Genomic DNA, 11,483 nt, shown 5'->3' on the forward strand with positions numbered 1-11,483 from the left:
TGCTTGCGCCGTCCATGGCCCCGTAGAAATCCGACTCCTGGGAGACCTCTTTCCTCCGCCTCCTCGCCTCCTCGTCGCCTATGAGTCCGGCGTTCAGGTCCGCGTCGATGGCCATCTGCTTGCCCGGCATGGCGTCTCCAGGGTGAACCTGGCGGCGACCTCGGCTATGCGCCCGGCGCCTTTCGTTATAACGACGAAGTTTATGATGACGAGGATCGAGAATACTATGAAGCCGACGGCGTAGTTTCCGCCGACCACGAAATTCCCGAAGGACATTATCACCTGGCCGGCCGCTGACGGGCCCTCGGCCCCGTGAAGGAGTATGAGCCTCGTTGACGCCACGTTCAGGGCGAGCCTGAAAAGGGTCGTGACCAGAAGGAGTATAGGGAACGTCGAGAAATCAAGCGGCTTCTTGACGTAGACTGCCACGAGCAGGATGATTATGGCGGCGGTCACGTTGAACGTAAGGAGGAGGTCCAGCGCGAGCGGCGGGACCGGCAGTATCATTATGAAGATGACCGCCACGATGCCTGCCGGCAGCATCAGATCCGAACCCTTCTTCCAGGAAACCATGTCCCTCAATCCAGCCATTACGCCCTATCTCCCTCTTTTTCCCTTGAGCCTGTATACGTAAGCCAGGACCTCGGCCACGGCCTTGTACATGTTGACCGGCACCTCGGCCCCTATCTTGACTGCCTTGTAAAGGCCCCTTGCCAGGGGCTTGTTCTCGAGCACCGGAACCCCGTGCTTCCGCGCTATTTCCTTTATCTTTTCAGCTATGAGGCCCGCGCCCTTGGCGACCACTATCGGGGCGTTCGATTTCGACCTGTCGTACTTCAGTGCGACCGCGATGTGCGTGGGGTTAGTGACCACGACGTCGGCCTTGGGCACGTCCTGCATCATCCTCTTCCTGGACATGTCCCTCTGCATGGACTTTATCCGGGCCTTCACGATGGGATCGCCCTCGGACTCCTTGTGCTCCTCTTTTATCTGCTGCTTCGTCATCCTGAGGCCCTTCTCGAAATTCCACCTCTGGAAGGCGTAGTCGATCACGGCTATGGCGGCTATAACCCAGACGGTCCTGAGCATTATCCTGAATGTGACCTGCCCGACGTACAGGACCGAGGCGGCCGAGTCCACGTCTATGAGGAAGGGCAGGTTTTCCCATTCCGCCTTGACGCTTACGTAAACGACATACGTGAGGACCGACACCTTGAGGACCGATTTCACCAGCTCGGCAAGCGAGTTCATCGAGATGAGTTTTCCGAGCCCTGCTATCGGGTTTATCTTCTTGAAATCAGGCTCAAGAGGCTTCGTCGAAAGATTGAAGCCGTTCTGGAGCACGTACGATATTGCTCCGAAGAGGGGTATTGCGAGCGCCGGGGCGATGATGACGAAGTATCTCCAGGAGAGGTCCTGGAAAATCGTATGCACGTCCTTAATGGTCAGCTCGCCCCTGAAAAGGCCGAAATACTTTCTCATGACCTCGGACATGCCCGAATACATCCAGGCCGATGAAAAATAAAGGACGACTATCCCGGCGGTTATCATGAATAGGGTGCTGACCTCGCGGGAGGTCGCAAAGCTTCCCTCCTGGCGGGCCTGCTCGCGCCTTCTGGATGTAGGTTGTTCTGTCCGTTCCTGGTCCTTGTCGTCGTCCGCCATCACATCGCTCTCATGAGGTTAAATACGCCGGTCCACATCCGGTCGAAGGCCGCTTGAACTGCGGTCCCGAATACCGGGAGGGACATGCTTATCACAAGGAAACCGGATATTATCGTCAGGGCGAACCCTATGACGAACATGTTAATCTGCGGCACCGTCCTCGCCATTATGCCGAGCGAGACGTTCACGAATATCAGCATTGCGACCACAGGGGCCGAAAACTTGAAGGCCAGGATGAATATCTCCCTTGAGAAAGCCACGAAACTCTCCATGAGCCCCGCCGAAAGAGTGAAGCTGAAGGGCGGAATCGAATCGAAGCTCTTCTGGAGGACCATAAGGACCATGAGGTGGCCGTTTACCGAAAGGAAGATAAGGAGCGTCAAAATGCTCAGGAATTTCCCGAGTACCGTCACCTGGGAGCTGTTCATCGGGTCGTAGGCGCTCGCCATGCCTATGCCCATCTGGAAGCCGGCTACCTGCCCCGCAAACTCGATGCCGGCGAGCACGAACCTTATCGCGAGACCTATGGCCGCGCCTATGAGGATCTCTCCGGCTATGGCGATGGTCAGGCCGACGAGCGTCGCAGGCATCGGGACCTGGGGAGTAAGGGGCGTCAATAGAAGCGCCACCATGAGCGTAAGCCCGAGCTTCACCTGCATGGGCACGTTCAAAGCCCCGAATATCGGGGCGGCAAGCAGTATCGAGCCGGTCCTAACCAGGACGAAAAGAAAGGTCGAATAATTGGCTGCTATGTAGTTTGCGAATTCCATCTACCTTATGTAATTGGGTATGTTAGTGAATATCTGACTCGTGTACTTCACCATAACCTCCATCATCCAGGGCGAGAGCGCAAGGAGCACGAGGAGGACGGTTATTATCTTGGGCACGAACGAGAGCGTCATCTCCTGTATCTGCGTTACCGCCTGGAAGATGCTTATGACGAGACCCACCGCCATCCCGGCGAAGAGGACCGGGCCGGATATGAGGAGTATCATGGTTATCGTCTCCCTGCCGATGCCGGTTACGAATTCAGGCGTCACTCTCTTCCCCTATCCGAAGCTCTGGACGAGCGAGCCGACGAGCAGGTACCACCCGTCGACAAGCACGAAGAGCATGAGTTTGAAAGGCATGGATACCATTACCGGAGGGAGCATCATCATGCCCATGGACATGAGGACGCTCGCCACTATCATGTCTATCGCGAGGAACGGCAGATAGATGAGGAACCCTATCTGGAACGCGGTCTTCAATTCGCTTGTGACAAACGCCGGTATGAGCGCGAGCGTCGGGATATCGTCCTTCGTGCGAGGAGCTTCGGATTTCGAGAGCCTCAGGAAAAGCTCCATGTCCTTTTCCCTGGTGTTCTTGAGCATGAACTCGCGCAGCGGCTCGATTGCGCCCGTGAAGGCGGCCTCCTGCGATATGGACCCCTGCATGTACGGCCTGAGCGCGTTTTCGTTTATCTTCATGAACGCCGGGGACATTATGAAAAAAGTAAGGAAGAGCGCGAGCCCCACAACGACCTGGTTGGGAGGGGCCTGCTGGACGCCGAGGGCCTGTCTCAAAAGCGAAAACACGATCACAAGCCTCGTAAACGAGGTCATCATCAATAATATGGCCGGCGCGACCGTAAGGACCGTAAGGAGAAGGACTATCTGGATGGCGGTGCTCAGGCCCTGAGGGGAGTTCTCCCCGCCTATCGAAAGATTGACATTCGGCAGCCCGAGAGCGTCGGCAGCAAATGAAGCGCCCGGCGCCAGAATGGCCAACGCGGCCATCGATGCAATAGAAAATGTTTTTTTAAGGACCCTGGCCGTCATATGCCCCCCTGCAGGATCCCAAAGAGCGACCTCTGTTTCCCGTCCTTGAGCCTACGGAGGTCCTCAAGCGCGTCCTTTCCCTCTATTTTGGAAAGGAACGTTATGGTGGTGGGCGTAAGCCCCAGAACCAGCATCTCCCCCGCGACCTCGACTATCGCTATGTTCCTCTTGGGGCCGAGAAAGGCGGATGCGATGACCTTTACTGGCTTCACCGCCGCCCTTGAAGAGGACCCGGACTCGGAGCGCGCGAAACGCTTGAGGGCGTACATGGCGGCGCCGAAAAGTCCCAGGAGGAAAAAAAGCGTCAGTATGGATTTTACGAGGAGATACATGTACGAATCGTTCATTTCAGCCTGCTTATCCTCTCGCTCGGGCTTACGATGTCCGTGAGCTTCACCCCGAACTTCTCGTTTACTACGACGGCCTCGCCGCGGGCGATAAGCCTGCCGTTCACGAGTATTTCCATCGGCTCACCGGCGAGCTTCTCGAGCTCTATGACCGCCCCCTGGCCGAGCTGAAGGAGGTCCTTTACCAGGAGCCTGGTCCTCCCTATCTCGACGGATACCGTAAGCGGTATGTCGAGGAGCATGTCGATGTTGGTCACTGCGCCGGAATTTTCGGGCTTAAGGTTCGAGAAGCTCGCAGGCCTTGCCTCGACCTCGTCCTTTTTCGCCGTAGACTGGGCCTGCCTGGTCTCCTCGAAGGCCGCGCCCCATTCGTCATTCAGCGAACCGGACTGGGTACCTTCTTCGTTCTCTTTCATCGCTAACCCCTTTCTCCTTTTGCTACGTCCACAACCTTGAGAGCATAGTTGTTGTCCATGACCCCGGGCCTTGCCAGGAGCTTGGTCATGCCTTCCACCTCGACCTCCAGCAGGTCCTTTACCTTCCTGTTGAGCTGTATGACGTCCCCGGCCCTGAGGCTAAGGAGGTCCGAGAGGCTTATCTCCGCCTGCCCCATCTCCCCCGAGACCGTCAGCGGCACGTACCCGAACTGCTCCCGGAGGTTGTCGAACCACCGCGCGTCGACCTCGGAGGTGTCTATCCTCTGTGTCCCGATGAGCTTGTCCTTTATAGGCTCTATCGTGTTATAGGGCAGGCACATCGTGAAATTGCCCGTATTGGACTCGATCTCCATCCTGAAGACCGAGAGTATGACGTGCTCGGAGGCGCCCACTATATTCACAAACTGCGGGTTCATCTCCGATCTCACGTACTTGAAATCCACGGGATGGACCGCCTTCCAGACCGAGGTCATCTCGTGGAATATGATGTCCACGACTTTTTTAACGACCGCCTGCTCGACATTCGTGAAATCCCGGCCCTCTATCCTCGTGTGAAACCTGCCGTCCCCGCCGAAGTAGCTGTCCACTATGAGGAACACCAGGCTCGGATCAATGGCGAGGACCCCCTGCCCCCTGAACGGAACGAACTGGAAGACATTGAGGCTCGAGGGGACCTGGAGGTTACGGAGGAAGTCCTCGTATTTGGCGGTCCTCATGGCCTCGGGGTTTACGTCTACAGACTTCCTCATGAGGTTGAAGACCGAGCTCCTCAATGACCTGCTGAACTTCTCGTTTATCATCTCCAAGGTGGGGAGCTTGCCCCTGACCACCTTCTCCTGGTTGGCGAAATCGTACGGCCTGACCTCGCCGTTATCGGAGCCTTCTTGCTTTTCCTGCTCGGTTTGTATATCGCCGTTCGAGAGCCCCCTTAAGAGGGCGTCTACCTCGACTTGTGTGAGTATCTGCTCTGCCATCCCGGTGTCCCCTACTGGATTACGAACTCGGTGAAATAGGCGGTATTCACCTTGCTTTGGGTCAGGTACTGGTTTACCCTCGCCACTATCTCGTCGCGCATCCTGTATTTGCCCTCGACGGTGCCTATGTCCGAGTAGCTCTTGCTGCTCAAGAGTATGATGAGGGAGTCCCGTATCTGGGTCGACTGGTTGCTGAGTTCGTTGAGCATCGCGCCCGGCGGAAGCTCTAGATTTACCGTGAGCTTAAGGTATCTCGTGCCCGAGTTGTCCTGCAGGTTTACGATGAAAGGCTCCAGGGCGAATATCGTACCCTTGGCCGGTTCAGGCGCCTGGGTCTCGACAGCATGTTTTGCGCTGTCTTCCCCTCCCTTCGAGCCTGAGAGGACCAGGTACGCCCCGGCCACGCCCGCAAGGAGCACCACCGCGACTATGCCAATGACGAGGCCGTTCCCCTTTTTTTTGGGAGCTGCCTCTTCTTTCTTGTCGACTTCCGCCGCCATACTTGCCTCCTTCAGTTCCAGCGCCCGGATCGGGCCATGGCATATAGGTGAATGCCAGGGTTGTTTTGCAATACCTGTGCCAGAGCCAGGCCGGTGCCTTAAAAGAAGCAAGTATGCAGAATACCTCAGGAAAAAGCTGGCTCCAGTGGAGGGGATGGAGGCACGGCAGAAGACAAGGTCAAACGGTTGTATGGAAGAGCGTCATAAAAATGACTGGGTGCGGTCGTGGAATGGAATAAAAAAAAAAGGGGGCGGCGGCCTGAGCCGCCGCCCCGTCTTCAAGGCCAGGCCTAACGCTTGAGGTTTACGAGTTCCATAAGGAGCTCATCGGTCGTCGTTATTATCTTGGAGTTAGCCTGGAAGCCGCGCTGGGCGGTTATCATGTTCACGAACTCCCTTGCGAGGTCGACGTTGGATAGCTCAAGGGTCTCGGATTGGACAAGCCCCATCCCCGAGGTTCCGGGCGTGCCAATAAGGGGCTGGCCCGAGTCGAAGGTCTCGGAGTACAGGTTCATACCGGCGCTCGAAAGGGACGTGGGGCTCGGGAAATCGGCGAGGAGCACCTGAGCGAGGTTAAGGGCCCTGCCGTTCGTGAATATGCCCTGTATGATGCCGTCCTGGTTTATGGCTATCCTCTGGAGCGTGCCCGAGGAATAGCCGTCCTGGATGAGCCTGGATACTCCTGATGCGGTAGCGTACTGGGTGGTCCCGTTCGTGCCGGTCCCGCCCTCGGTTATGCTGGCGCCGAAATCGAACCCGATGGTCTGTCCGCTGCCTGCCCCTCCGGTGAAGTCGAACCCGGTCGCGGGCGTGCCCCCGGGATTGCTGACTGAGTAATGGGTATAATCAATGGGGTCCTCGGAGTGCAACGCGCCGCTCGAATCGAAGGTGACCCTGCCCTGGGCCTGGATCTCGGTCTCGCCGGTCAGAGACTCGCTCCCGTCTACCACCGCAAACCACTCCCAGGTGTTGCCGGTGCTCCCGAGCGACTCCTTCCTGAAAAACATGGTAACGGTATGGTCGTTGCCGAGGGAATCGTAGACCGTGAGCGGAACGGAAAAGTTGGAGGTGTTCCCGGCGTTCGCGAGGTCGAAGGCCCCGCCAGCCTGGTCGGAGGTATAGCTCGACCCGTCGGCTGCAAGAGGCGCACCGGGGTTGGAAGTAAATCCGAGGAGCGAGGCCGCGCTCGATGAGACCATGTCGAAATCGAGGGTGCCGGTATTGCCCGCGTCGTTAGCTATGCTGAACATGCCGGTCTGGTCGTCGTAGGAGACGGTATAGGTGTTGCCGCTAGCAGCGCCCTGGAGGACGGCCCTTATCGCGGCGTTTACCTGGTCTGCAGTCGCGGCAGTGCCGGATATCAGGCCGCCGTCGGTAACAAGGCTCCGTGTATAGGCGGTGCCTCCTATGTCGAAGGTGATCTCGTCGTTTACGCCGGTAGTGAATACGAAGCCGGTTATCGGCGCGTTCGAGTCGAGGTTCGCGTTTAGGAGCGCGCTCGTAGTAGCGCTCGGGGTTATTACCCTGGTCGCAAGCTGTATGTCCGATATCGCGTTCTGGAATGTGCCGGCGGCGTCGGCCATGTAGCCCTGGAGGCGCATGCCCTCGGGGTTCACGATGAAGCCCTCCTTGTCGGTAGAGAACTGGCCTGCCCTGGTGTAGTATCTTGTATCCAGCACGGGGTCGTTCACCATGTAGAACCCGTTGCCGCTTATGGCGAGGTCGAGCGCGTTCCCGGTGCTCTCGAATGCGCCCTGGGTAAAGACCTTCTGGATGCTGCTCATGACGACTCCGAGGCCTATCTGGTTGGTGCCGCCGCCCCCGGAGAGGGTCTGGCTGAGTACGTCGCCGAACGTAACCCTGCTTCCTTTGAAGCCCACCGTGTTCACGTTAGAGATGTTGTTGCCGATTACGGAGAGGTTCGACATGTTCGCGTTAAGGCCGCTTATTCCGGTATAGAGAGCTGACTGCATATTCCCATCCTCCTTTTGGTATCCGTGAAGTTTTTTTGCGCTCCTTTTGGAGCCTCTCAATTCCTAATAAATCTCTTTTATGCTTTCCTTTTTGACGGGTGTACCGTTCACGTAAAGGCTTGCGCCGCCTGCGTCTGCAAGGTTTACGCCGGTAACGAAGCCGAGGAGATATTTCGCGGCCCCGATTGCAGAGCCGTTGGAGCCCTTGGCGTTAACGGAAAAGGCATACTTGCCGGTGGGAAGCGGAGAGCCGCTGCCGTCGGTGCCGTCCCAGACTATCTCGTGTTCGCCTGCAGGCAGGGGCCCGAGGTCGATGCTCCTTACCGCAAGGCCGTATTCATTGCTTATCGTAAGCTGCGTCGAATTTGACGCTGAGCCCAGCTCGAAGCCAATGCCGTGCTCCTGCCCGGCAGCGTGTTCGAACCCCTCGGCCTCCGCCTTTACCATCCTGCCGATGAGCCCTGCGGAGCCCATATCGCTCAGGCTCCCGAGGCTCCCGGCCATGCCGGTCATCGTGGAATTGAGGTTCTGTATGCCTTCGAGCGAGCTGAACTGCGCAAGCTGGGCAACGAACTCGGTATTATCCGTCGGGTTAAGCGGGTCCTGGTTCTGGAGCTGTGTGACAAGGAGCTTCAGGAACGCGTCCTTGCCCATAGCCTCCTGGGCCCCTGTCCTGTTGAGTCCTGTTGTTGAACCATATACTCCAACGCTCGAAACCATTCTCTTTCACCTCTCAGGCAAAAAGGTCTATGCCGCCGTAAGCGGGTTGATTCTTTCTCTGGCTGCTCCCGTTATAACCGCTCTTCCGTCCGCTCTTCCCGTCGTTGCCGCTCCCGTGAGCCTCCTCCCGGCGCTCCTCAAAAAGGCCTTCCTTCCGCTCCTGCAGGCCCGTTTCCGTCCTGGAGTTTACGTTTATCACGCACTCGCGTAGCGTAAGCCCCTGCTGCGCCAGCGAGTCCTTGAGCATAGAGGAGTTTGCCTCCAGGAGCGCCTTGGCCTCATGGCTCTCGGCTGTTATCTCGGCCGTTACGGCGCCATTGCTGAGGTTGAGCTTTATCGAGAGCTCGCCGAGGTTTTCAGGGTTGAGTTTCATCCTGACCTCGCCCCCGCCGTTCCGGACCGAGATGCGGACCGCCTCATCAAGCTGTTTCTCCATGTCAGCCGCGTATGCCGGAGGCTCAGGTTTGTAAGCCGCTGAAGCGGAATCGACAAGGTTCCTGAAGGTGGTCCCTGGAAGTGCCGCAGCAGCAGTCCTTTCGGGCTGAGACAACGCCTCGTGCTCACCGTCGGCCTCGCCATGCGAGAATTCGAAGCTTAAGCCGGTCTCGCCGGCATCCTTCAATGAAAACTCCTGGGCGCCTTCGGCCTGAGCCGGATCAGCGCCTTCCTGAGCGCTAGCGTCATCATAGACATTATCGTTGTATGCCTTAGGCGTTTCAGGTGATACGGCATCTGCGGCGAAATTCCCTTGGATTTCACTTTTAATTGCAACCGCGCCGTTTCCGGGAGAGCGGACCAGGGCAGGTTCTGTGCCCGGATTTGAATTTCCAGTTTTGAGCTCAGGCCTGGAAGCGTAATCTTCCGTGACCGGCTCTTTATCAAAAATTTCCTTCCCGGATACTTCCGCATTTACGGACAGTTCCGCATCCTGCACGGTCTTGAGTCCAGCCTTGTCCAGGCCGATCCCTGTAACCGGGGTTTCAGTCAAAGGCGTCTTAGGCTGTGCCGCCTGAACCCTTTCACCTGTACCGGAGCCTGCGGCTGGCTCGGAGCTTGGAGCCATTTTAGACGCGGCTCCGTCTGCCGGTATCCTGCTTTCATCGCGGACTGCCGGGATTGACTCCTTATTCTCAAGGTCAGTAGCTTTTTCGAAAGGTTCTGCCGGTCTGGCATTTCCATTTATGGCATCGGCCCTCTCACGACCGGCATCCGCGCCGGAAACAGGCACATTGGAACCTGGAGCAATGATATTTTCAACCGGCTGCACAGGCATTACGGCAGGTTCAGTTGCTATTGTTTCATTCGCTTTTAAAGCGTCACCAGCCGGAAGCTCCTCATTTTCACCATGTACCGTATCGCGGGATACCGGAGCGGCCATATCTTCCAGTTTCGCCGTGCTAACCGATTTCGGCGCTTCCGCGCCTGTTTTTAAGCCTTCGTCCACCGAATGTTCCGGAGCGCCTTCATCATCCGAGGGCAGAGGGAGAAATGGATCGTTTTTCACCGTCTCTGCGACAGGCTCATACATATCGGGCAGTACATGGGCTACGTCCGTGAGGACAGACCCGGACAAGTTATAGGCCTGCTTTTCTGTTCCGCGGGGCCCGGCCATGACGGTGTCCTGAGAATCCGCGGCATCGGCATGCCCGTCTCCGGAATCAGCGCGCCCGTTATCCGCAAACACCATCCCGTTACGGTATGCTTCCATAAGGAGCATGAATTCTCCTTCAGCGGAAGCAGCCTTTACACCGGTTGCCATCTCCATGCCCGGCTCTGGTACTACCGGTCCAAATATCGAAAGAAACGGTATGTTCACTTGCTATCCCTTTCGGGTCTGTATATTAGCAACCGCCGTGCCAAACAGAATAGATGTTCAAATGTGCCGGTTTCCCGTATAAATAGAAGGATCGAGACTGGAAGGAGCAGGGGAGTTTATCCGGGATAGGAATCTTTTTCCCAACACGCGGGCAGCTTTTTCCTGCAGTATTTTTTTCCGCCAAGCCCGTAAGCCAAGCGCAAAAAAAAAGGGCGGCCTTGATGGCCGCCCTTTTTAATAGACGTATTTTATTTTTTGGACCTGAACATCCTGCTCAATTCCACAGCTTTGTCCACGTTTACGAATTCCAGGAGCTTCGCAGCCTTCTTCTCGCTCATCGAGGAAAGGATCATCACGGCCATTTCCTTATCGAGCCCCTCGAGCCTCGGCGCGGCCTCCTCGGGGTTCATCGTCTCATATATCTTTACGATACGCCTTATCCTTTCCTCGCGAGCCTCGTTTATCCTCCTGACCATCGACTCGATGTCCTGGTGGACTTTCCTGAGCTCCGTTGTCCGCGCATCTATGTCGGCCTTTATCGACTCGAGCCTGGCCTCCTTCGCCCTGAGGGCTTCCTCGCGCGCATCGAGCTCCTTCTCCCTCCTGTTTATCGCCGCTATAAGCGACCTCTCGGGCTCGGTGACAAAAGGCTCAGGCTGCCCGGGAGGCCTGCTCTCCGCGGGCTGGCTCGCGAGCACCGGCGAAGCGATGACCCCGTACCATCCGAAGATGAGGGCAGAGGCCGTTAGCGCCCCGGCGAGCATCGGCACAAGCATCCTATTTTTCATCGCCGTTCCTCCCGTACCGCAATGTCACGAGCTCGTCAGACTCGTTCTGCTCTTTCCTCCTGGCCTCTTTATTGTACGATTCCAGGGACCTTTCCTTGAAGGCCTCTATCACCTTCCTGTTTTTGGAAGCCTCGACCAGCTCGCCCCTTTTCCTCTCGGCGAGCAGATTGACTTCCCTCAATATCCTCTCCTGGTCGGCTATGTGCTTTTTAAGCCCGTCGACATAGGCATAATGAAGGTCGAGCTCGCCTGTGGCTTCGCCCTTTTCCTTAAGCGCGTCTATCTCGGCGCTTGATTGCCTGTAGAGATCCTTAAGGCGCTCTATCTTCTTCTCCTCTTCCTTAAGAAGGCCGAGGGCCTCCTCGAACCCCTTCCGGCAAAGGTCCTCTAACCTCTGCCTGTAGTTGAATAGCGGCTCGAGCGTGAAAGTGAACTTTTTCATG

13 protein-coding genes and 1 pseudogene are annotated in these 11,483 nt (G+C 56.9%); all 14 read right to left on the reverse strand.

Translation table 11 applies throughout. The features are described 5' to 3' along the window. Nucleotides 1–573 (reverse strand): annotated as a pseudogene (locus K8I01_02425) (FHIPEP family type III secretion protein). Nucleotides 574–597: 24 nt separating this feature from the next. Continuing rightward, nucleotides 598–1,665: a flagellar biosynthesis protein FlhB gene (gene flhB, locus K8I01_02430; protein MBZ0219281.1), complete on the reverse strand. Its 1,068-nt coding sequence runs from the start codon at nucleotides 1,663–1,665 to the stop codon at nucleotides 598–600. Next, nucleotides 1,665–2,435, reverse strand: coding sequence for a flagellar biosynthetic protein FliR (gene fliR, locus K8I01_02435; protein ID MBZ0219282.1), 771 nt, complete (start codon nucleotides 2,433–2,435; stop codon nucleotides 1,665–1,667). The genes flhB and fliR overlap by 1 nt, the downstream gene beginning before the upstream one ends. After that, a complete protein-coding gene (gene fliQ / locus K8I01_02440; GenBank protein ID MBZ0219283.1) occupies nucleotides 2,436–2,705 on the reverse strand; it encodes a flagellar biosynthesis protein FliQ in 270 nt (89 codons plus the stop codon). Between the two features lie 9 nt (nucleotides 2,706–2,714). After that, on the reverse strand, nucleotides 2,715–3,485 hold the full coding sequence (gene fliP, locus K8I01_02445; protein ID MBZ0219284.1) for a flagellar type III secretion system pore protein FliP: 771 nt from the start codon (nucleotides 3,483–3,485) through the stop codon (nucleotides 2,715–2,717). Further along, a complete protein-coding gene (gene fliO, locus K8I01_02450; GenBank protein MBZ0219285.1) occupies nucleotides 3,482–3,832 on the reverse strand; it encodes a flagellar biosynthetic protein FliO in 351 nt (116 codons plus the stop codon). Before fliO ends, fliP begins: the two co-directional genes overlap by 4 nt. Next, nucleotides 3,829–4,248 (reverse strand): flagellar motor switch protein FliN, encoded by a 420-nt coding sequence (fliN, locus tag K8I01_02455; GenBank protein ID MBZ0219286.1) that lies wholly within the window; start codon nucleotides 4,246–4,248, stop codon nucleotides 3,829–3,831. The genes fliO and fliN overlap by 4 nt, the downstream gene beginning before the upstream one ends. A 2-nt stretch (nucleotides 4,249–4,250) precedes the next feature. Further along, entirely contained in the window at nucleotides 4,251–5,243 is a 993-nt protein-coding gene (gene fliM / locus K8I01_02460) for a flagellar motor switch protein FliM (protein MBZ0219287.1), read from the reverse strand. An 11-nt stretch (nucleotides 5,244–5,254) separates the two neighbouring features. Further along, a complete protein-coding gene (locus tag K8I01_02465; GenBank protein MBZ0219288.1) occupies nucleotides 5,255–5,743 on the reverse strand; it encodes a flagellar basal body-associated FliL family protein in 489 nt (162 codons plus the stop codon). 290 nt (nucleotides 5,744–6,033) lie between these two features. Beyond that, complete coding sequence (locus K8I01_02470) at nucleotides 6,034–7,716, reverse strand: flagellar hook protein FlgE (protein ID MBZ0219289.1); 1,683 nt, start codon at nucleotides 7,714–7,716, stop codon at nucleotides 6,034–6,036. A 63-nt stretch (nucleotides 7,717–7,779) separates the two neighbouring features. Then, nucleotides 7,780–8,370, reverse strand: coding sequence for a flagellar biosynthesis protein FlgD (locus tag K8I01_02475; protein ID MBZ0219290.1), 591 nt, complete (start codon nucleotides 8,368–8,370; stop codon nucleotides 7,780–7,782). A 79-nt stretch (nucleotides 8,371–8,449) separates the two neighbouring features. After that, on the reverse strand, nucleotides 8,450–9,058 hold the full coding sequence (locus K8I01_02480; GenBank protein ID MBZ0219291.1) for a flagellar hook-length control protein FliK: 609 nt from the start codon (nucleotides 9,056–9,058) through the stop codon (nucleotides 8,450–8,452). Between the two features lie 1,442 nt (nucleotides 9,059–10,500). Continuing rightward, nucleotides 10,501–11,040, reverse strand: coding sequence for a hypothetical protein (locus K8I01_02485; GenBank protein MBZ0219292.1), 540 nt, complete (start codon nucleotides 11,038–11,040; stop codon nucleotides 10,501–10,503). Beyond that, nucleotides 11,030–11,482, reverse strand: a complete 453-nt coding sequence (gene fliJ, locus K8I01_02490; GenBank protein ID MBZ0219293.1) for a flagellar export protein FliJ — start codon at nucleotides 11,480–11,482, stop codon at nucleotides 11,030–11,032. The genes K8I01_02485 and fliJ overlap by 11 nt, the downstream gene beginning before the upstream one ends. Between the last annotated feature and the right edge of the window lies 1 nt (nucleotide 11,483).

The organism is Deltaproteobacteria bacterium (genome assembly GCA_019912665.1).
Lineage (GTDB): Bacteria > Desulfobacterota > GWC2-55-46 > GWC2-55-46 > GWC2-55-46 > UBA5799.